The organism is Acidovorax sp. SUPP3434, from assembly GCF_030159015.1.
Taxonomy (GTDB): domain Bacteria; phylum Pseudomonadota; class Gammaproteobacteria; order Burkholderiales; family Burkholderiaceae_C; genus Paracidovorax.
This window is the reverse complement of record NZ_BQXL01000016.1, coordinates 89134-109548: the sequence shown is the minus strand read 5'-3', so window position 1 is coordinate 109548 and position 20415 is coordinate 89134. Positions and strand designations below refer to the sequence as shown.

Sequence of the window (20415 nt, the reverse complement as noted above, 5' to 3'; positions counted from 1 at the left end):
CCCGCCGCCGCGTTCGCTTCGCCGTCATTCCCAAGCCCAGGCTGTGCTGCTTCATGTGACTTATCGTCTCAGGGCTTCATCTCCATGCCAAGCATGTCGTGGGGCGATTTATGCAGACCGTCCCTAACTTTCAAAGCAATTTTTATAAACAGTACAGCCTTGGAAAATTAAATACTTTACGGGTAGGCACAAGGAGAAATTCGACCCCTCCTGTTTTATAAAAAATCCGCCACCCTCTGGAATCATAGAGCTTTTTGCAAAATCAAAATCAATTTGATTTTTCAGAACGATATCTCCATGTTTCTTGCCCAACAGCTCAGCAACAATTACATTGTAATCAACACCCCACACACCCCATTTTTCAACCTCTATTGCAGGTCTATTTTTAACAGGCAAGCTGACCGTCACCCGCCCCCCAACATCAAAACCAAGTTGTCCATAAAAAACTTCTCCAAAATCTCCTTCTGGGAAAAGTTTTTTCAAAAAATCATTCCTATCTATATATTCAATCATAAGTGCAAGGAGATCTTATACAGCCACAAAATTCATGCATAACCTCAATTTATGAATTTTCATTGCATTATCCTTTGTAAAAAATCTTCTCGCCAGCTGCTTTATTGCAGGCTACCTACTGACGACACCTGATTGCCGCTTAAGTCCTCAGGCAGCACGCCCTCCATGAGCAATAATTTTCAATCGAAACTTTCTGGAGGTTTATTTTCAATAACAAAAACCTCATTTAAGGGGCACTCAAAATACCCCCATTTTTGCCAATTAGCCGTCAACCACTCCAAATCAACAGCATATCCATCATTTCCAGAAGGCAGAGACTCCAGAGGGAGCACAGCATAAGTAATTCCAGCCTTATACCCGGAAGAGACCATTAAATAATAGTTGCCATCAGCTTTATTAAAACACTCTACAACCATAAAATCCACAAAATCCTCATAAGGACTCTTCCCGGTGCATCTCAAAATTGTGCCGCGGGACAAATTCCCAGAATAGTCAATTAACTTGATAGCCATACAACTCCATTATTAACATTTTAAATTGTGCTTTCCAGAGCTATCTGCGGGCTTTGTTTTTCCCGTCAATTAAAATCATCCATATGACGACCTTTACTATCCGTATGCTCTATTCGTCCATGCTGGGTGTCCGCAGCCCTTAGATCTCCTGAGGCCGTTCTATATACTGCATGCGTCATCCGGTGCTTCGCGTCGTACCGGAAGTGCTGCTCGTTATGTGCACCGATCTATTATATAAAATTTATCTTGACATAGATCACTCATTAACTCTCGAAGAATTTAAAATCACAATCGTAAAATTTTATGAATATCCGCCCATCGGACAATGCGATCTCATGATTCAATAAACCATCTTCGCCAACTGTGACCTCATCTATTAACCATTCACCATGAGTACTGTCACCCAAAGGCCAATTGGTTTTTCTTTTTCTCACAAGATATGATTGAACGCCATAGTAAAAAATTTCAGTCCGACCTCCATACGAACCTTCCAATTCGATAGTCAAGCCAACTTCAGGCGAGTCATTTTTCAAAAATTCTCTTGCGGTTATGCTAATTATTTTTGCATCATGAGGACACTTCTCATTACGATGATCATAATGCCAATCAGCGGAGGCAAAAGCATATGCTTTTACAGGAAACTTATCCTTATAATTCTCTAGATACTTTTCATAACCGCTACTATCTAAATAATAGCCGGATTTCGTAACCTCACATTTAACTATTTTCACTTCATTGATCCTTAGCAACCTGGCTTTTGAGGAACTCCGGAGTTACCGCCTGCGCGGATCTTCTCTGTATACTCTCTGACAGCACGTCTACTACCAGGTGTTCCCTTTGCCGGCAATCCACCATTTTTCCTCAATTCATCCACATTAATTCCATTCAAAGCATTAAATACTTTTTCCGGTATGACGACCTGATTTCCCTTTGTGCCGTGCTTATTGAAGAATCCATCTGGCCCATACACACCCACTTCCTTTCCATTAGGTGCATAAACATGAGTTTCGAAAGAGGTTCCAGATGAAGTATTAAATCTATCTGTCCTGCCTCTATAGCCGTCAGGTAGCGATATCGGAGCTTTTGTATTCGGCGCCAGCCCCCAAGGATCAACCCAAGCAATCGGATTCGGCGCATATTGATGCAGGTTCATTCCACCCGCTAACCCAATCGGGTCTGGCGTCGTGAACGCTCCCACCTCCGGTTCGTAATACCTAAATGTGTTGTAGTGCAACCCCGTCTCGCGATCCAGGTACTGCCCCTGCATCCGAAGGTTCTGCGGTGCTACCGCTTGCCCGCCAGCAACAGCCTGCCCCATCGGGCGTCCCACATCGTCAAAGGCCTGCCAGCTTTCGCTGACGGCACTTCCCCAGGTTTTGTATTGCGCCCGCCAGACCAGATTGCCCCGGTTATCGCTCAACTCCTCTGGCAGTCCGTTGGGCTGGTTGTGGAAGTAGTACACCTGCGCATTGGGCACGGCTGCGTTGCGGCTGAAACTCGGCTCCGGTATCTGGGAGTGAGATTTGCCGCCCTCATTCGCGTCGTTGGCCGCAACCACGTTGAACCGATCCTCCCAATCTGGATTCGTCGTCGGAACAGACTGCGCCTTCCCTTCTTTCGCATTGGCCCCGAACGCATGCTGCGCCGCAGGGTGGGGTTCGATCGCCCCCTGCCCGTCGATCCGTGCCAACGGGCTGTAGCTGTCAGGCTCGTACAGGTAAGTGCTGCAGTGTTCGCCCCGGCGCTCCTGCAGCAGCCGCATACCTTCCCACGTGAACAGCGTGGTACCGAAATCATCCGACTTGGCGATCCGCCGACCAAGCGCGTCGTAGTGGTAGCAGAACACTTGCCGCACAGGCTCACCATTGCCTCCTGCTCGCACCACTGCTGCATGCGTCATCCGGTGCTGCGCGTCGTACCGGAAGTGCTGCTCGGTATGTGAACCGATCCGCTTGCGGATCAGCCGGCCGAAACCGTCGTAGTCGTAGCGCTTGTCCTCCAGAACCTTCACCCGGTTGTCGCGCACCCAGCCACGTCCCTGCGTCGCGAGTGCGCCGGCTTCCAGGGCGTTGATCCGGTTGCCTGCCGGGTCGAAATGGAATGATTCGTTGAGTTGCGGATGTCCAGTGTGCTGCGCACTGGTAACGCGGCCACTCGCGTCATAAAGGTAGCGGGTCTGCCCATTGCGGCTGTGGTGAAGGCTGTGCAGTTCGCCGTTGCGGTCGTAGTCGTAGCGCTTGAGCAGGGTGTCATCCAGGCCCGGCTGCTGCAGCCGCGCGTTCCACTCGGCGCTTTGCGGGCTCCACTGGCCAGTGCCATTGCCGACCCGGAGCATGGCCGGGCGTACCCAGGCCGCGCTTCTACGGCCTGCACCGTCATAAGCGAACCGGCTGGCCAACCGCCCCTGCGTGCGCAGCACTTCGCGGTGCAGATCGTCACGCTCAAAATCCGCCACGACGGCGCCGTCCAGGTTGATCTGGTGCAAATGCCCGCTGCCGTAGTGAAGGTGGTTGATGGTGCGTCCATCGGGCAGCACTGTGGCGATGCGATTGCCCAGTGCGTCGTATTGGTAGCGCACGGTGCTGCTGTGCGGAGCGCCGGGCACCACAGGGTGCACCGCCGTTTCTTGCAGCAATTGGCCCGCCTTGTCGTACTGCCATGCATGGCGAGACAGCAACTGACCCTCTGCGGTTTTCTCTTCCGCCTGCATCAGTTCCCCGGTTGGGCTGTAGGTGTATGCGGTTTGCATCTGCACCTCTGGCTGCTCGGTTTCAGCACTCAGTGATGCCACCGTCTTTTTCACCAGTTGGCCGCCTGCGTCACGCACCAGACGGGTGCGAACCGGTTGTATCGGAGCATGGCCCGGCACTTCGTCACCCCCGCCGGGCATGGGATATTCCGTCACCCCCACCACCTGACCAGCGGCGTCGCGCTCGAGAACCTGCCGCGTGCCGTCGATGCGGGTTTCGCTGACGAGCCGGTCAGCGGCGTCGTAGGCGAACTGGTAAGCCTGTCGGTTTTCGTTGATTAGAACGGCCAACCGGTGGGCTGCGTCGTAGCCCAGTTGGATGTTGCTGTGCTGCGATCCCACGGTGCGGGTGCGACCGATCAACTGGCCGCGGGCGTTGTAGCTGTAGCTCGTGCCATGCCCCATCGCGTCGGTGGCGATGACGCACTGGCCCGCCGCGTTGTATTGGTATTGGTAGGAGCTGCCATCAGGCCGCGTGATGCGCAGCAGACGGCCTTTGGCATCGTGTTCAGTGCGGGTCGATTGCCCCAGCGCATCCGCTTCCGTCAGCGGATGGCCGCGGCGGTCATAGGTGAAGCGGGTGGTCTTGCCCGAGCAATCGGTGTAGGCCGTCAGCAGGCCTCGGGCGTCCCAAGCCAGCCTTTTGCGCCCTCCGTGTGCGTCGGTGATGACCAGCGGCAGGCCGCGCTCATCGTTGGCATAGGTGGTCTGCTGCCCCAGAGGGTCGGTTTCTCCGAGCAGGTTGCCGTAGTCGTCGTAGCGGTATTTCCAGGCGGCGCCTGCAGCATCGATGCTCGACTGCAGCAGGCAGGCCGGGGCCGGGGTCCACCGCATGCGCTGGATACGGCCCAGAGGGTCGGTCTCAGCGGTGACGTTACCGGCGTCGTCATAGGTCCACGTCGTCGTTCGGCCCAATGGATCGGTGTGCTGCAAGAGCTGCTTGGTGTCGCTCCATGCCTGGGTCCAGACACGGCCCAGGGTGTCGGTGTAAGAGACGATCTCGTGATCGGCATTCCAGGTCCAATGCTGGGTTCGGCCCTGAGCATCGGTCACGCCGGTGGTCTGCTTGGCTAGGTCATACGCGAACTGGTATCGCTCGCCATCGTCGGTCCAGTGCTGCACCACTCGAAGGTGCGGGCCCTTGCGCTCGCCCAGCGCCGCATCGAACCGCTCCCACGCGTAGTGGCAGACCAAACCCGTAGGCAGCCTGTGGCTGATCATGTGGCCCTGGTCGTAGGCAAAGCGCCGGACGACTTCCCCGTTACGGTCGATCACCTGCGCGAGTTGGGAATGGCCGGCATCTTGGTGATGCTGGTAACGCACGAGCACTTCCGGTGTTTCGTCTTCCGAGCCGATACGCAGCACGATCTGCCGCAGACGGCGGCTGGCCTCCGCATATTCGAACTCCAGCAGCCGGCCCGTGCTGTCCGCCACATGGGTAAGCCGGTAGTCCGCGTCGTAGCGCAGGGCATGGAAATTGCCGTTTCGGTCCTCGATGCGCCGCAACTGCAGCACGCCCTGGCCTCTTGTCCCGCCCGGTACGGCATCTTCAGGTGCACCGAACCACTGGTATTGACCATCGCCGGTCACCGCAAAGTAATCACCACCCTCGCTACGGAAAACGCCGAAACCTTCCGCCACGCTGAAATGGCCCTCGCCGTGCGCCGGAGCGGCAAAAGTGACATCGCGCCCGTCCATATCGAAATAAGTGACCGTCGGCTCTCCCTGCGCATTGATGCCCAGGTGCAGTTGCACACAGTAAGGGGTGCTCCAGCCTTGGCCGAATGGGCCTTGCGTGCGCAGGTCCAGGCTGTTGTAGGTACGCTGCCAGACAATGGGCAGCACGCCTGGCAACACGAAATCCAGGTCATTGCCACCCGACAGCAGCTTGGCCCCGGTCGCGATGTGCACCGGATTGCCCAAAATGGCGGGCAGCGTCATGGCCGCAGAGCCTGCAGCCTGTGCAGCCTTCAGCAGACAGTTGATGTCCTTCAGGACGGCCCTCGGATTCTTCGCCATCCTCCAGAGACACTTGGCGTTCTTATAGAAACGGCGAGCTTCGAGCACGAAAAGTGCCGCACGCAGGGCGAACGACACTTCGTCATCGTAGTCCCGTACGGTTTCCGGCTCGCCGCCGATGAACACGTTGGCGGACCCTTCATGGATCGACGCTCCGCAAATTACCTTGTCACCTTTGCGCGCGGCCAGCGCGTCGTTGATGATGGTTTGCTTGGGACCCTGGGCCGCTCCTTGTGCAATCAGATTGACGGGTTTGATGGTGTGCTTGCCACATTCGACCTCATCCAGCGGCACCTCATCGGTCGCCCGAGCGGCTCCCTTGCCATTGATGATCACGTCCTGAGAGGCCGTCAGGATCTTGCCGGTGACCTCCCAACTCTCGGGAACGATCGCATCTGCAATCTTTTCGCCAATGGCTCCACCCACCATGCTGACTGCCACCGAAGCCAGCGCACCGGTGGCCACCACAGCGCCCACCAGAATGGGCGCAGCCAGCCCACCACTGACCACCGTGCCAACAGCGGCAACACCGGCCGCCACACCCGCCGCAATGGTGCCGGCGCAGACAGCACCCAGAATGGCAGCACCTGCAGCGATGCCCACCACTTTCGCCAGCAGTCGAGAATTGGCATTGCTGTGCGCGATCGGATCGTGGAGACGGGCAGCTTGCGGAAATTGGCTCATGGATGGTTTGGCAAAAGGCGATTTGCACGGTGCGCATTGGCACGGGAATGCAAGGCAACGGATGCCCTGCCCAACAGCAGGCTCAATCGCGTGGCTGGAAGCTGGCGCAGATGGTTTTCCAACGCTGCATTTGCGTGTCGGTGATAGGCGCCACCGATGCGGCCGTCAACACCAGCACCCGGACTTTGTCCGGCAGCAGCCACGAGCGCTGGCGCTGATAAACCCATTGGCCGTTTTGCTTGAACTTCTGCGAAACCTCCAGCCCGATGAGTTCATCCTGAGCTGCAGATTTCTGCTCGTGCCTCTCCGTGACTTCGAAATCTTTCACCTGCAAAGTCACGGACTTGATCTGGCGCTCCATGAACGCGCCATAACTCTCGCCAGCATCAAGGCGGTCGCGCGTCACTATCAAGCTCAGGTCCAGCCCGCTCGTGCCCGTCATCAGCATGTTCATGCTGTTGTCCTGAAGGCCTGCGGGCAATTCGAACGTGCCCTCTTGGATATGAAACTGCATTCCGTGCTTTCGGTTTTATGGGGGAAAAGCGATCGATCGGCGGGCGGCGTTCCGCCTTACTCACCGGATGAGCAATTGAGTTGAATGGGCGCGCCGTGCACGTCCAATAGTTCAGAAAGATCGATCAGACCGTTCTTGCCCTTGATGACGACCACGCCCTGATCGGTCAGCTTGATCGACGCATGGCCCTCGCCTTCGCCAATGGTCAGGGTGATGCTTTCCCCGGCCTGCAGACGGATGTGCTTGGCGGCCTTGATAAGCACGGAGTCGCTCGTCGCCTGCACGTTGACGTTCTGGTTCCCGATCACGGTAGCCGTGTCGGCTTTGGAGGCCAAGGTGATGTTGTGCTGCGCGGTGAGGTTCATGTTGCCCGTCTGGGCTTCCGACGCCACATCGCCCTGCGCCACGGTGTTGCGCTGGCCGCCTTCGGACACGTGGGTCAGCATGCCGCTCTTGGCCAGTTGCGTGAGCTGTGCACCGCTGGACACCGTGATGTGCTCTTTGGCATGCATGGACGCGCTTTGCCCCGAGCTGATGACAATGGGCTTGGGACTGATCATCGAATGCCCTTCAGGGCTCACGATCGACACGATCGGCTTGGTGATGTCCTTTGACAGTTCACGCAGGGCCTGTGCCTGCGGCATTGCCGGGTCGGTGTTGGAAGGCAGTAGCATTTCAGGACCACCACCACCGCCGCCGTCGCCACCCGATCCGCCGCTGAACGCGGACAGCGCCGCTGAGGCCTTGGACAGCGTGGCGACTGCCGCTTTGCCCCCGGTCATGGCGGCAATGCCTGCGCTCAGTTCCATCATGTGCGAGGTCTTGAGCCCATTGATGGCGCCAATGGCGCTGTTCATTGCGTTGACCGCTTGGCCGGCTTCCTCCATCAACGCCGCAGTCCCCGCCAGCCCATCTCCCAGTTGATCGAACCCATCCGGGTTGTTGCTCGCCACCTTGGAGGTGAAGTCCTGCGGGTACGTGGTGATCAGCAGGCCCTTGTCCGCCCGGATCGACCCCCACAGGTCCGTGCGCAGCTCGAACCCGTACCCGCGCTGCGAGCCGCTGCCCTGGTGCATCAGGTACCCCATGTTCAGGTACGTGTTGCCGTAGGTGTTGGACAGCTCCAGGTGCTCGATGCCCTTCTTGTCCTCAAAGCGCAGCATGCTCGCCCCGCCCCCGCCCTTGCTCCAGTTCGTGAGCGTGCCCGACTGCGTCTTGTTGTCCGGCAGCTTCCACGGCGGCATCTGGATGCCGTTGTACACCCGCCCGGTGATGATGGGGTAGTCCGGATCGCCGTTCAGAAAGTCCACGATGACTTCCTGCCCGATGCGCGGGATGTGGATGCTGCCGTAGTTCAGCCCCGCCCAGGGGTGCGACACCCGCACCCAGCAGCTGGAGTTCTCGTCCATCGCCCCGATGCGGTCCCAGTGGAACTGCACCTTCACCCGGCCGTACTGGTCGGTCCAGATCTCCTCGCCCGGCGGGCCCACCACCACCGCGGTCTGCGGGCCGGTGGTCTTGGGCTTCGGGGTGGTGCGCGCGGGCGTGTACGGCAGGCTGGTGGGCTGGGCCTGCAGGGTGAACTTCTGGAACGAGCCCTCCTCCTGCGGCGTGCCCTTGGTGCCGGGCGCCACGGCGCTGACCTGGGGGTTTTCCTTGAAGTGATATTCCAGCCCGGTCAGCAGGTATTGCTGGTTCTGGTCCTCGCGCGGGTGGTTCTCCAGGGTGAAGGTGTAGCCGGGCGCCAGCGCCCGGTGGCGCGACTCGCCCCGCACGGTGCTGTGCCCGGTCAGGCTGGACTGCAGGCGCGAGCGCGCGTAGGCCTCGCCATCACCGAACTCGGTGTACCCGCCCGGCCATTCGTAGATCTCGTGGCTGTCGTGCGCGTGCCCCGGCGGGGTCTGGCGCATGTTGGACAGGTCGGCCTTGGGTTTCTTGAAGTCGTAGTCGTCGTTGTAGTGCCGCCCGGGCTTGATCTCCTGCGCCAGCTGCCAGGCGTGGATGTTCTCCTTGTCGGCGACGGCGGCCTTCTCGGGCGGGTAGAACGGGATGACGGCGGCGCCCGCGAGCGGGCTGTGCGAGGCGACGATGTCGTCGGCCAGGGTGAGCACGTGCTGGCCGGCGCTGTGCTCGTGGAAGTAGTAGATGCCCTCGTGCTCCATCAGGCGCGAGACGAATGCGCAGTCGGTCTCGTTGTACTGCACGCAGTAGTCCCAGGTGCGGTAGCTCTGGGTGAGCTTGCGCTGCAGCGGGTAGCCGTATTTGCCGAGCACCTCTTCGATGATGTCGGGCACGGTCTTGTTCTGAAAGATCTTGAAGTCGCTTTGCCGCGTGGCCAGCCACAGCCAGGGGCTCAGGCGGGCCTTGTAGGTGTAGAAGCGGTGGTCCTGGCCCTGCAGCCCGAAGCGGGTGACGATGCCGTCCAGGTAGCGCGTGCCGCCCCCTTCGGTCTCCACCACGATGGTGGCGCTCTTGCCCAGCAGGGCCTTGGGGTCGATGGATTTGCTCTCGCTCAGCAGGTCCACGTCCAAGGAGAACAGCTCGGAGAGCGCTTCTTTGCCCTGCAGCTGGCGAAACTGCAACTGCTCGCCCAGGGGCGTCTGGATGGTGACTCGGCGTGTCATGGGTGCAGCGGCCGCGAAGGGCCGGTGGGTCGGATTGGAATGGGCCGAATGATAGTGCGCGGCTGAGCGCATCCCACCCCCCGGAAATCCCCCCGCCAGCGGGAAAATGCCTCTAGATGTAACCAATTGCGGCCGTTTCGGCCGCAACGTACACGAAATCACACAGACCGCCGCCCCATCTCCAGGCCCATGGGGCACCGCCCGGCGGCCACCGGGCCTCCCCCGCAGTCACCCCCGCACGCCCCCGGCCAGGGCTGCTGCCTGCTGCTGGAACACGCGCCAGAACGCCGCGTCCTGCGTGGTGGTGAAGTTGATGCGCATGAGCGTGCACGGCTGGCGGCTGGCGTGGAACAGCGCGCCCGGCGCGAGCAGGTAGCCCTCGTCCAGCATGCGCTGGGCCAGCACGTCGGTATCCACGCCCGTCTCGACCCAGCCGAACATGCCGGCCGGCTCGGCCGCGAAGGTGCAGCCGGCCTCCAGCGCCAGCTGCACGCTGCGCGCACGGGCCTGGGCCAGCCGCTGGCGCATGCGGTCGCTGTGGCGGCGCAGCATGCCCTGCTCGATGCACAGGGCCATGGCTTTTTCCAGCAGCGAGGGCGTGGTCAGCGTGGACAGCAGCTTGGTGTCCAGCAGCGGCTCCACCAGATCGGGCGGCGCGGCCAGGTAGCCGATGCGCCAGTTGGGCGCGAGGATCTTGGCGAAGCCGCTCACGTAGATGGTGCGCGCCAGGCCGTCCAGCACCGTGAGGCGGGTGGCGTGTTCCGGCGCGATGTGGCTGTAGGTGTCGTCTTCGACGATGTGAAAGCCGTGCCGCCCGGCCAGCTGCAGCACCTGGTGTGCGCTGCCCGGCGTGAGGCAGTAGCCGGTGGGGTTGTGGAACACGCTCACGCTCACGAAGAGCTTGGGGGCGTGTACCTCGCAGTAGCGCTCCATCACCGCGAGGTCGGGGCCCTGAGCGCCGCGCGGCACCGGCAGGATGCGCATGCCCAACGCATCGAGCCGCGCGAACTCCACCGACCAGCCGGGTTCTTCCACCATCACGGTGTCGCCCGCCTTCAGCAGGGTGCGGCTCACGATGTCCAGCGCATGCGTGGCGCCCATGGTGGTGATGACCTGGCTGGCCTGCGCGGGCACGCCGAAGCCCTGCAGGCGCCGGGCCAGCACCTCGCGCAGGGTGGGCTCGCCCATGGGGTCGCCGTACTGCAGCGAGCTGTCCTGCAGCGCCCGGCCGCTGGAGACCTTGCGCACCGCCGCGCCCATGAAGGTGTTCTCCAGCCAGTCGCGCGGGAACACGCCGGCCCCCGGCTGCGGGTGGCTGGAGGCCTGGTGGAACATGCCCCGGATCAGTGCCGTGGCATTGACGCACGAGCCCGAAGGCAGCGGGGAAAGCACGGGGGACGATTTGCGGTCGTTTGCTATTTTTTCTATAGCACCATGCCCTAGTGGAATATGTCCTTCAGGCATTTTTTGTGCAATATCGCGCACATAGAAGCCCCGCTGGCTGCGGGCCTCCACCAGGCCCTGCGCGAGGAGCTGGTCGTAGGCGGCCACCACCGTGTACGCGCTCACGCCCTGCAGCCGAGCGCATTCGCGCACCGAAGGCAGCCGCGCACCGGCGGGCAGTAGCCGGGCCCGGATGCGCTCGGCGAAGCGCTCGGCCAGTTGTTCGGTCAGGGATCGGCGGGCGGTGCGGGTCAGCATGGCGGGTGGGCTCCTTCACTGTGCTGATGCAAACACCAATACAGATCATGAAATTGTCGAAATAACTGTATTGCAACTGTAATGGAATCTGCTCCTACATTGGAAGCCACAACCCCTACAACACCCCATGCCCTTCGTCGAATTCACCGCCCTGCTGGCCCTGGCCACCGCCATGAGCTTCAGCCCCGGTCCCAACACCACGCTGGCCACGGCGATCGCCGCCAACCGCGGCCTGCGCCACGCGATGCGCTTCGTCTGGGCGGTGCCCCTGGGCTGGAGCGCCCTGCTGCTGGTGTGCGCGGGCGGTGTCGGCGCGCTGGTGATGGCGGTGCCGGCGGTGCGCCTGGGCATCAAGGTGCTGGGCATCGGCTACCTGCTGTGGCTGGCCTTCAAGCTGAGCCGCAGCGCCCAACTGGGCCAGGCGCAGGCCGGGCGCATGGACGTGGGCTTCTGGCAGGGCGCGGCGATGCAGTTCGTCAACATCAAAGCCTGGCTGCTGGCGCTGACCATCGTGGCCGGCTGGATCGCCGGGCGCGACGATGCCCTGGCGCGGCTGGGCGTGGTGCTGCCGGTGATGGTGGTGTTCGCCTTCTCCAGCAACCTGGTGTATGCCGCCACGGGCGCGCTGCTGCGCCACTGGCTCGCCCAGGGCTCGCGGCTGCTGTGGTTCAACCGCGCCATGGCGCTGGTGCTCGCACTCACCGCCGCATGGATGGTGAACGCATGATCGTCCACCGCCGCCTGGATGGTGAACGCATGACCGCCCGCCCCCGCCGCTTGCGCGCCCTTTGTTTCACCGGACCCCGCCCATGACGCACCCCGCCATCTTGCCGAGCGACCCCGGCGCCCCCACGGCCCCGGCCACCGGCTGGCAGTCGCCCGAAACCCGCGGCCTGCTGTGGGGCCTGCTGGGCGTCACCATCTTCGCCTTCACCCTGCCCATGACGCGGCTGGCCGTGGGCACGCCCGAGGCGCCGCAGATGTCCGGCGTCTTCATGGCCATGGGCCGGGCGGCGATCGCGGGGGTGCTGTCGGCACTGCTGCTGTGGGCGCGCCGCGCGCCCTGGCCGCGGCCAGAGGACTGGCGGCCGCTGGCCTTCACCGCGCTGGGCGTGGTGTTCGGGTTTCCGCTGCTCACCTCGCTGGCCATGCGCCACGTGGGCGCGGTGCATGCCAGCGTGATCATCGGCATGCTGCCGCTGGCCACGGCCGGCGTGGGCGCGTTGCTGCACCGCCAGCGCCCGTCGCCGCGCTTTTGGCTGTGCGCGCTGCTGGGCACGGCGATGGTGGTCGCGTTCGCGGTGCTGCGCTCGGGCAGCGCAGGCCTGTCGCTGCACCCGGCCGACCTGCTGCTGTTCGCGGCCGTGCTGTGCGCCGCCGTGGGCTACGGCTACGGCGCGCGGCTGTCGCAGCGCATGCCTTCGGGCTCGGTGATCTGCTGGGCGCTGGTCGTCTCGCTGCCCGCCACGCTGCCGCTGGGGGCCTGGTCGTGGCCCACGGCGCCCATGCCGGCATCGGCGTGGGGCGCGCTGGCCTATGTGTCGGTGTTTTCGATGTGGCTGGGGTTTTTCGCGTGGTACCGGGGCCTGGCGCTCGGCGGCACCGTGCGCGTGAGCCAGGTACAGCTGGTGCAGCCGTTCCTGGGCATGCTGTTTTCGGTGCCGCTACTGGGCGAATCGCTCGATGCGGTCAGCCTGGGCTTCGGCATCGCAGTGATGGCCACGGTGGTGGTCAGCCGACGCGCCCCGGTGCGACAAGGCCCCGCCAGGAACCCCCAACCCGCCGCGATGCGCGGTTAAGCTCTTTCCCCGGCGGGCCCACCCGCATGCCCGCCACCCGCCGCACAACGGCTTCCTCAACGACGACCCCGGCGCCCCGGAGAACAAGCGCCCCCTGGAGATGCACTCAATGACGAACTGGACCCTGGCCGCACGCGCCGCGAAGATGAACCCCTCGGTGATCCGCGAGATCCTGAAAGTGACCGAGAAGCCCGGCATCATCAGCCTGGCGGGCGGACTGCCCTCCCCCAAGACCTTCCCCATCGACGACTTCGCCAAGGCCTGCAGCGCCGTGCTGTCGCAGGACGGCCAGTCGGCCCTGCAATACGCCGCGAGCGAGGGCTACCAGCCGCTGCGCCAGGCGGTCGCCGACTTCCTGCCGTGGGACGTGAGCGTCGAGCAGGTGCTGATCACCACCGGCTCGCAGCAGGGCCTGGACCTCGTGGCCAAGGTGCTGATCGACGCCGGCAGCCGCATCCTGGTGGAAACGCCCACCTACCTCGGCGCGATCCAGGCCTTCGCGCCCATGGAGCCCGAAGTGGTGAGCGTGGCCAGCGACGACGAAGGCGTGCAGATCGACGACCTCGCCACCAAGGCCGGCAGCGGTGCCGACAAGGCGCGCTTCTTGTACGTGCTGCCCAATTTCCAGAACCCCACCGGCCGCACCATGAGCGAGGCGCGCCGCGCTGCGCTGGTGGCCAAGGCCGCCGAGCTGAACCTGCCGCTGATCGAGGACAACCCCTACGGCGACCTGTGGTTCGACCAGCCCCCGCCCGCGCCGCTGACCGCGCGCAACCCGGAAGGCTGCATCTACCTGGGCTCGTTCTCCAAGGTGCTCGCCCCCGGCCTGCGCCTGGGCTTCATCGTGGCGCCCAAGGCCGTGTTCCCCAAGCTGCTGCAGGCCAAGCAGGCGGCCGACCTGCACAGCCCGGGCTTCAACCAGCGCATGGTGCACGAGGTCATGAAGGACGGCTTCCTGGGCCGCCACGTGCCCACCATCCGCGCGCTGTACAAGCAGCAGCGCGACGCCATGCTGGAGGCGCTCACGCGCGAGATGGCCGGCCTGGACGTGCACTGGAACAAGCCCGACGGCGGCATGTTCCTGTGGGTGCGCCTGCCCGAAGGCATGAGCGCCATCGACCTGCTGCCCGAGGCCGTGGACCGCAACGTGGCCTTCGTGCCGGGCGCGGCCTTCTATGCCGACAACGCCGACCAGCGCACCCTGCGCCTGTCGTTCGTGACGGCCAGCGCCGCGCAGATCAACACCGGCGTGGGCGCGCTGGCCGCGGCCATCCGGGCGCGCGTCGCCCAGAAGGCCTGACGCATGCTGCGGCTCTGGGGACGGCTGTCGTCCATCAACGTGCGCAAGGTCGTGTGGACCGTGCAGGAGCTGGGCCTGGAGCTGCAGCGCACCGACGCGGGCGGGCAGTTCGGCATCGTGTGCGAGCCGCAGTTCCTGCGGCTCAACCCGAACGGCATGGTGCCGCTCATCGAGGACGACGGCTTCACGCTGTGGGAGTCGAACGCCATCGTGCGCTACCTGTGCGCCAAGCACGCCAGCGGCACCCTCTACCCCGAGGACCTGCGCACGCGCTTCGTGGCCGAGCAGTGGATGGACTGGCAGCAGACCACGCTCAACCCCGCGGGGCGCGACGCGTTCCTGCAGTGGGTGCGCACGCCCGAGGCGCAGCGCGACCCGGCCGCCATCGCGCGGTCGGTGGCGGCCACCGAGCCGCTCCTGGACCGGCTGGAGGCGCACCTGGCGCAGCAGCCGTGCCTGGCCGGCGAGCGCTTCACCATGGCCGACATCGTGGTGGGCTGCGAGATCCACCGCTGGTGGGGCCTGCCGCAGGAGCGCGTTGCGCGCACCCACCTCGACGCCTGGTACCAGGGCCTGCTGTCGCGCCCCGGCGCACGCGGCGTGATCGACCAGCCGCTCGCCTGACCCCATCGCCCGCCATGCGCCAGCGCCCCTTCAAGCAGATCGACGTGTTCAGCCACCGCCCCGGCGACGGCAACCCGCTGGCCGTGGTGCTGGACGCGCAGGGCCTGGACGACGCCGACATGCGCCGCTTCGCCGCGTGGACCAACCTGTCGGAAACCAGCTTCCTGCTGCCGCCCACCGAGGCGGGCCGTACGGCGGGGGCCGACTACCGCGTGCGCATCTTCACGCCGCGCGGGGCCGAGCTGCCGTTCGCCGGGCACCCCACGCTCGGCACCTGCCACGCCTGGCTGGAGGCCGGCCACGTGCCGCGCGATGCCGGCCTGGTGGTGCAGGAGTCGGCCGGTGGGCTGGTGCGCATCCAGCGCAGCGGCGACCGGCTGGCGTTCGCCGCGCCGCCGCTGCGCCGCAGCGATGCCAGCCCCGCGCTGGTGCCGCTGATCGCCGGGGCCCTGGGCATCCGGCCGCAGCAGATCGAGGCCGCCCAGCTGCTGGACAACGGCCCGCGCTGGCTGGGCCTGGTGCTCGACAGCGCCGAGACGGTGCACCGCCTGCGGCCCGACCACGCCCGGCTCAAGGACCTGGGCCAGGATGTCGGCGTGATCCACGTCGGCGCCGACGCCCACGATGCCACGCAGCCCGGCGTGGTGGTGCGCGCCTTCGCCGCGCCCATGGGCAACCCCGAAGACCCGGTCACGGGCAGCCTGAACGCGAGCTTCGCGCAGTGGCTCATCGCCGAAGGCCGCGCGCCGCACAGCTACCTCGTGGCCCAGGGCGAGAGCCTGGGCCGGGCCGGCCGTGTGCACATCCGCCAGGACGCGCAGGGCCAGGTTTGGGTCGGTGGCCGCAGCCTCACCTGCATCGAGGGAACCGCCCGCCTATGAGCTGCGCCCCGCCCGCCACCGCACCGCCGCGCCAGATCCCCACCGGCTGACGCGCCGCCCCCTTTTTTGAATGGTCGATGGGTCCCGGCGCCGGCCGCGCCGCGCTGCCGCATGGGCGCGCGGCGCGAAACGCCGGCCTGCCGACCCGCTTCCACCCCGTTTTTCATCGCCCCCGGCCCAGCAGCCGGCCTTTCCTCCCTCGCAAAGAAGCCCACACCATGCGCCAACGCCCTTTCAAGCAAGTCGATGTGTTCACCCAGCAGCCCTACCTGGGCAACCCGCTGGCCGTGGTGCTCGACGGCTCGGACCTGTCCACCGAGCAGATGCAGCACTTCACCAACTGGACCAACCTGTCCGAGGCCACGTTCCTGCTGCCGCCCACCGAGGCCGGCCGGGCCGCTGGCGCCGACTACCGCGTGCGCATCTTCTGCCCGGGCCGCGAGTTGCCGTTCGCGGGGCACCCCACGCTGGGCAGCTGCCACGCCTGGCTGGAGGCCGGCGGCCAGCCGCGCACCGAGGGCGAGGTGGTGCAGGAATGCGCGCTGGGTCTGATCACGCTGCGCCGCGACGGCGACCGACTGGCCTTCGCCGCGCCGCCGCTGCTCAAGAGCGGGCCGCTGGCCGAAGAGGACGTGGCCCTGATCGCGCGCGGCCTGCGCATCGAGCGCAGCGACATCGTGGCGCATGCCTGGTGCGACAACGGCCCGAACTGGCGCGGCGTGATGCTCGCCAGTGCCGAGCAGGTGCTGGCCCTGCAGCCCGACAGTGCCGTCCTCGGCCAGCTGGACATCGGCGTGGTGGGGCCGCGCGGCAAGGTGGGCGTGGTCGGTGCGCATGCCGACGAGGGCATCGCCTTCGAGGTGCGGGCGTTCTTTCCGGGCAACAACGGCCTGGCCGAAGACCCGGTGACGGGCAGTCTCAACGCCGCCCTGGCGCAGTGGCTCATCGGCGCGCACCTGGCACCGCCCAGCTACGTCGCCAGCCAGGGCACGGCAATGGGCCGCGCCGGGCGCGTGCACGTGCATCAGGACGGCGAGCGCATCTGGATCGGCGGCGGTTCGGTCACCTGCGTGAACGGCGAGGTACGGCTGTGAACCTGCCCGACGCCTGCATCGACCATCTCGTGGTGATGGCCGACCGCCTGGACAGCGGCGTGGACTGGTGCCGCCGCACCCTGGGCGTGGTGCCGGCCATGGGGGGCGAGCACCCGCTCATGGGCACGCACAACCGCCTGCTCAACCTCAGCGGCCCGGCGCACCCGCGCACCTATCTGGAAATCATCGCCATGAACCCCGGCGCCCCCGGGCCGGCGGCGGGCACACGGCGCTGGTTCGACATGGACGACCCCGCTCTGCAGGCGCGCGTGGCGCGCGACGGCCCGCAGCTCATCCACTGGGTGGCCTCGGTGCGCGACGTGGCCGCCGCCCATGCGGCGCTGGCCGCGCGCGGGCTGGACCGGGGCGAAGTCGCCACCGCCAGCCGCCCCACGCCGCTGGGGCTGCTGCAGTGGCAGATCACCCTGCGGCCGGACGGCCAGCGCCTGCTGGGCGGCTGCCTGCCCACGCTGATCCAGTGGGGCGAGCGCCATCCCTGCTACAGCCTGCCCGCCGCCAGCGGCGTGCAGCTGCAGTCGCTGCGGCTGGAGCACCCCGAGGCGCCCGCGCTGGCCAGCGCCTGCGCCACCCTCGGCCTGGGCACGCAGGTGACTGTGTCGCCCGGGGCCGCGCCGCGCCTGCAGGCCGTGCTGGCCACGCCCCGCGGCCCCGTCACCCTCGCATCGAAGGAGCCCGTCTGATGTTTCTCTTCACCTTCCAGGACATCCTACTGTTCGCGTTCGCCGCGCTGGTGCTCGTGCTCGTGCTCACGCCCGGGCCCAACAGGGTCTATTGCGTGTCCCGCAGCCTCACGCAGGGGCCGCGCGCGGGCCTGCTTGCGCTTCGCATCCTGTCCGAAAAGAAAGCCACCGCATGAACGCCCCCACCACCGCCATCGACGCCTTCGCTCCCGCATCGGCACCCGCCACGGACAGCGCCGGTTTGCACGCCATGGCCGCACTCCCCACCCTCGCCGACATCGAGGCCGCCGCACAGGTGGTCTACGCGGACTTCGCCCCCACGCCCCAGTACCGCTGGGCGCTGCTGAGCGAGCGGCTGGGCACCGAATGCTGGCTCAAGCACGAGAACCACACGCCCGTGGGAGCGTTCAAGATCCGCGGCGGGCTCACGTACTTCGACCAGCTCGCCCGGCGCGGCGCGCTGCCGCGCGAGGTGGTCAGCGCCACGCGCGGCAACCACGGCCAGAGCATGGGCTGGGCCGCGCGCCGCCACGGCGTGGCCTGCACCATCGTCGTGCCGCGCGGCAACTCGGTGGAAAAGAACGCCGCCATGCGCGCCCTGGGCGTCACCCTGATCGAGCATGGCGACGATTTCCAGGAAGCGCGCGAACACGCCATCCAACTGGCGGCCGACCGCGGCGCGCACATGGTCCCCAGCTTCCATGCCGACCTGCTGCGCGGCGTGGCCACGTACTGGTGGGAATTTCTGCGCGCGGTGCCGCAACTGGCGGTGGCCTATGTGCCCATCGGCCAGGGGTCGGGGGCGTGCTCGGCCATCGCGGCCAAGCGCGCGCTGGGCCACGGCGTGCGCATCGTCGGCGTGGTCAGCGCCCATGCCACCACGTATGCTGACTCCATCGCCGCCGGCCACGTGGTCGAGGCGCCGGTCACCACGCAACTGGCGGACGGCATGGCCTGCCGCGTGGCCGACCCGGCCGCGCTCGCCATCCTGGCACCGCACCTGGACCACGTGGTGAAAGTGACCGACGCCGAAGTGGCCGCCGCCATGCGCGCCCTGTTCACCGACACGCACAACGTCGCCGAAGGCGCGGGTGCCGCCGCATTCGCCGCCGCGATGCAGGAACGCGCATCGCTCGCCGGTCTGCCCGTGGGGCTGGCGCTCACGGGCGGCAACGTGGATGCGGCGATGTTCGCTGGCGTGCTGTAACGCAGCCGATCCCCCAGTCACCGAACGACACGAAGGGAGGAGGTATGAATCAGGGGGGATGTCGATAGGAAAGAACCTCCAGCACAATAAAGATGCCGGCGTATCGTTATTAAAAAATAGCGATTGATTTTGAATTGCCCTGCGCCATACGGCTGGAAGCGAATGAGAAAGTCTGCCGTCACCAAAGCGCTCAAGACGGTGTCGCAATTTTTCTTTTTCAACGGCAGGGAAGGGGCTTGCAGAAATTGCCGCATGTTCGATTGTTGGCCCGTTGACAGGGCGCCTGCATCTGGTCGCAAAGAAAAGCCTGGAGAATCTGCGCGCGCGGCTACAACGTTGCAAAAAAGCTGCAAGAATCACTTCCAGTCGTGGTAACTTTCGGGACTTTTCCGAAAGTTAATCTTGAGCAAAATAATCCATCAACGCGCGCTATCTTTGGTGCTGGTGGCAATGGCGGCTCCCACGGTGCAGGCACAGATCACCGTGCAAGGATGGACGGTTGGGAGTTGGGGATCGGATGGCAGAAGTTGCTACCCCTCCATCCAGGAAGCCTGCACCATTGGCGGGAATGGCCAATTGAGTCCGTCACCGACGGCTGGTACGGGATATACCTGCCGGGAAATGGGCACAGAAGGCCCCTACTGGGCGGCCATCAATAAGTGCTACTACCAGCAATTTCCCACCTTGATCGCTTTGTCGGGACCATCGGAAACGCGCCCCGCCGCCACGGGCGGTTCTGCCGAAATCACCTTGATTGCCAAGGTCACCAACAGCACCGCCGCCAAGTCCGGTGTGGCGCTCGGCTTTTCGGTCGATGTCACCCCCAATTCTGGCGGGCATGAACACCACGACGTGGCCCGGCCCAAGGGCTTGTTGAACGCAACCCAGGGCGTCACGGATGCCAATGGCGAAGTCAAAATCGCCTTCAAAGCTCCCGAAGTGGCGGGGATTCATACGATCCAAGTCGCTTGCGCCGTTTGCTTCAACAGCCCGGTTTCCAAAGAGATACAGGTCAAGGTGCCAGACCTGCTGCCCATTTCTCCGAATCCACCCCAGAATGCAGATGGGACTTTCGTTTATGCATTGACCAGTGTGGATAAAACCCACCAAGGCAATGGGCGGTATCACCACAATCAATACTATTGACACAACAATCGTTGCAAAATCTGCTCGGTTTGATTGGCTCTTTTGCTGCCGAAGGTTGGGGCACTGTGGCATTGAACGATGCCAGCCTATTTTGGGGTGGCCGCTATGACATCACTTCCAACTGGCGCGGGCCACATGCGGGGCATCGAGAAGGTCGTGAAATAGACATTTCATTTGCACGTGCCAACAACCCGATTTCAGCATCTAAACAAAATGACTTTTATGATAAATTTTGCAAAAACAAAAAAGTGAATTTTCCTTTTTCACTTCTTCATCACTACGTGAATGCCCCACACTTTCATGTGTATCTAGAAAAACAAACAGCCTGCTGGAAATCGGAACATTAA

General features: G+C 64.0%; 16 protein-coding genes and 3 pseudogenes. 11 read left to right on the top strand and 8 right to left on the bottom strand.

Annotated elements, in window-relative coordinates; genetic code table 11:
• Positions 1–123 precede the first annotated feature (123 nt).
• The 8 genes and pseudogenes from AVKW3434_RS20150 to AVKW3434_RS20120 form a co-directional block, all read right to left on the bottom strand.
• A complete protein-coding gene (locus tag AVKW3434_RS20150) occupies positions 124–483 on the bottom strand; it encodes a hypothetical protein (protein ID WP_284407231.1) in 360 nt (119 codons plus the stop codon).
• A gap of 209 nt (positions 484–692) precedes the next feature.
• Complete coding sequence (gene imm45 / locus AVKW3434_RS20145) at positions 693–1025, bottom strand: Imm45 family immunity protein (RefSeq protein WP_284407230.1); 333 nt, start codon at positions 1023–1025, stop codon at positions 693–695.
• 263 nt (positions 1026–1288) lie between these two features.
• Entirely contained in the window at positions 1289–1756 is a 468-nt protein-coding gene (locus AVKW3434_RS20140) for a hypothetical protein (protein WP_284407229.1), read from the bottom strand.
• An 11-nt stretch (positions 1757–1767) separates the two neighbouring features.
• Positions 1768–3156, bottom strand: a pseudogene (locus tag AVKW3434_RS24295) (RHS repeat-associated core domain-containing protein); the annotation flags it as partial.
• Between the two features lie 2304 nt (positions 3157–5460).
• Positions 5461–6222, bottom strand: a pseudogene (locus tag AVKW3434_RS24290) (DUF6531 domain-containing protein); the annotation flags it as partial.
• Between the two features lie 337 nt (positions 6223–6559).
• On the bottom strand, positions 6560–6991 hold the full coding sequence (locus AVKW3434_RS20130; RefSeq protein WP_284407227.1) for a DcrB-related protein: 432 nt from the start codon (positions 6989–6991) through the stop codon (positions 6560–6562).
• 56 nt (positions 6992–7047) lie between these two features.
• Positions 7048–9615: a type VI secretion system Vgr family protein gene (locus AVKW3434_RS20125; RefSeq protein ID WP_284407226.1), complete on the bottom strand. Its 2568-nt coding sequence runs from the start codon at positions 9613–9615 to the stop codon at positions 7048–7050.
• A gap of 228 nt (positions 9616–9843) precedes the next feature.
• Entirely contained in the window at positions 9844–11316 is a 1473-nt protein-coding gene (locus AVKW3434_RS20120) for an aminotransferase-like domain-containing protein (RefSeq protein WP_284403006.1), read from the bottom strand.
• Positions 11317–11443: 127 nt separating this feature from the next.
• Here AVKW3434_RS20120 and AVKW3434_RS20115 point away from each other — a divergent pair, with 127 nt between their 5' ends.
• From AVKW3434_RS20115 to AVKW3434_RS20065, 11 genes and pseudogenes are all read left to right on the top strand, one after another.
• Positions 11444–12043: a LysE family translocator gene (locus AVKW3434_RS20115; protein WP_284407225.1), complete on the top strand. Its 600-nt coding sequence runs from the start codon at positions 11444–11446 to the stop codon at positions 12041–12043.
• 82 nt (positions 12044–12125) lie between these two features.
• Positions 12126–13115, top strand: a complete 990-nt coding sequence (locus AVKW3434_RS20110; RefSeq protein ID WP_284407224.1) for a DMT family transporter — start codon at positions 12126–12128, stop codon at positions 13113–13115.
• Between the two features lie 109 nt (positions 13116–13224).
• Positions 13225–14415, top strand: a complete 1191-nt coding sequence (locus tag AVKW3434_RS20105; protein ID WP_284407223.1) for an aminotransferase-like domain-containing protein — start codon at positions 13225–13227, stop codon at positions 14413–14415.
• Between the two features lie 3 nt (positions 14416–14418).
• Positions 14419–15039 (top strand): glutathione S-transferase family protein, encoded by a 621-nt coding sequence (locus AVKW3434_RS20100; protein ID WP_284403002.1) that lies wholly within the window; start codon positions 14419–14421, stop codon positions 15037–15039.
• 14 nt (positions 15040–15053) lie between these two features.
• Positions 15054–15920 carry a PhzF family phenazine biosynthesis protein gene (locus AVKW3434_RS20095; RefSeq protein WP_284407222.1) on the top strand — a complete coding sequence of 289 codons (867 nt, stop codon included), beginning with the start codon at positions 15054–15056 and terminating at the stop codon, positions 15918–15920.
• Between the two features lie 218 nt (positions 15921–16138).
• Entirely contained in the window at positions 16139–17014 is an 876-nt protein-coding gene (locus AVKW3434_RS20090) for a PhzF family phenazine biosynthesis protein (RefSeq protein ID WP_284403000.1), read from the top strand.
• A complete protein-coding gene (locus AVKW3434_RS20085) occupies positions 17011–17715 on the top strand; it encodes a VOC family protein (protein WP_284407221.1) in 705 nt (234 codons plus the stop codon). The genes AVKW3434_RS20090 and AVKW3434_RS20085 overlap by 4 nt, the downstream gene beginning before the upstream one ends.
• Positions 17715–17858 (top strand): annotated as a pseudogene (locus AVKW3434_RS20080) (LysE family translocator); the annotation flags it as partial. The gene AVKW3434_RS20085 and the pseudogene AVKW3434_RS20080, both read left to right, overlap by 1 nt.
• A 107-nt stretch (positions 17859–17965) precedes the next feature.
• Positions 17966–18922, top strand: coding sequence for a threonine dehydratase (locus AVKW3434_RS20075; RefSeq protein WP_284407234.1), 957 nt, complete (start codon positions 17966–17968; stop codon positions 18920–18922).
• 402 nt (positions 18923–19324) lie between these two features.
• The gene (locus tag AVKW3434_RS20070; protein WP_284407220.1) at positions 19325–20068 is read left to right on the top strand and encodes a hypothetical protein; all 744 of its coding nucleotides are present in this window, start codon (positions 19325–19327) and stop codon (positions 20066–20068) included.
• Positions 20065–20415, top strand: a complete 351-nt coding sequence (locus tag AVKW3434_RS20065; RefSeq protein WP_284407219.1) for a hypothetical protein — start codon at positions 20065–20067, stop codon at positions 20413–20415. Before AVKW3434_RS20070 ends, AVKW3434_RS20065 begins: the two co-directional genes overlap by 4 nt.

What these genes read in the sequence shown, in the direction of transcription:
- AVKW3434_RS20130 (WP_284407227.1), bottom strand. Translation starts at nt 6,991, where the DNA reads ATGCAGTTTCATATCCAAGAGGGCACGTTCGAATTGCCCGCAGGCCTT.
- AVKW3434_RS20090 (WP_284403000.1), top strand. Translation starts at nt 16,139, where the DNA reads ATGCGCCAACGCCCTTTCAAGCAAGTCGATGTGTTCACCCAGCAGCCC.
- AVKW3434_RS20125 (WP_284407226.1), bottom strand. Translation starts at nt 9,615, where the DNA reads ATGACACGCCGAGTCACCATCCAGACGCCCCTGGGCGAGCAGTTGCAG.
- AVKW3434_RS20115 (WP_284407225.1), top strand. Translation starts at nt 11,444, where the DNA reads ATGCCCTTCGTCGAATTCACCGCCCTGCTGGCCCTGGCCACCGCCATG.
- AVKW3434_RS20110 (WP_284407224.1), top strand. Translation starts at nt 12,126, where the DNA reads ATGACGCACCCCGCCATCTTGCCGAGCGACCCCGGCGCCCCCACGGCC.
- AVKW3434_RS20075 (WP_284407234.1), top strand. Translation starts at nt 17,966, where the DNA reads ATGGCCGCACTCCCCACCCTCGCCGACATCGAGGCCGCCGCACAGGTG.
- AVKW3434_RS20105 (WP_284407223.1), top strand. Translation starts at nt 13,225, where the DNA reads ATGACGAACTGGACCCTGGCCGCACGCGCCGCGAAGATGAACCCCTCG.
- AVKW3434_RS20095 (WP_284407222.1), top strand. Translation starts at nt 15,054, where the DNA reads ATGCGCCAGCGCCCCTTCAAGCAGATCGACGTGTTCAGCCACCGCCCC.
- imm45 (WP_284407230.1), bottom strand. Translation starts at nt 1,025, where the DNA reads ATGGCTATCAAGTTAATTGACTATTCTGGGAATTTGTCCCGCGGCACA.
- AVKW3434_RS20100 (WP_284403002.1), top strand. Translation starts at nt 14,419, where the DNA reads ATGCTGCGGCTCTGGGGACGGCTGTCGTCCATCAACGTGCGCAAGGTC.
- AVKW3434_RS20120 (WP_284403006.1), bottom strand. Translation starts at nt 11,316, where the DNA reads ATGCTGACCCGCACCGCCCGCCGATCCCTGACCGAACAACTGGCCGAG.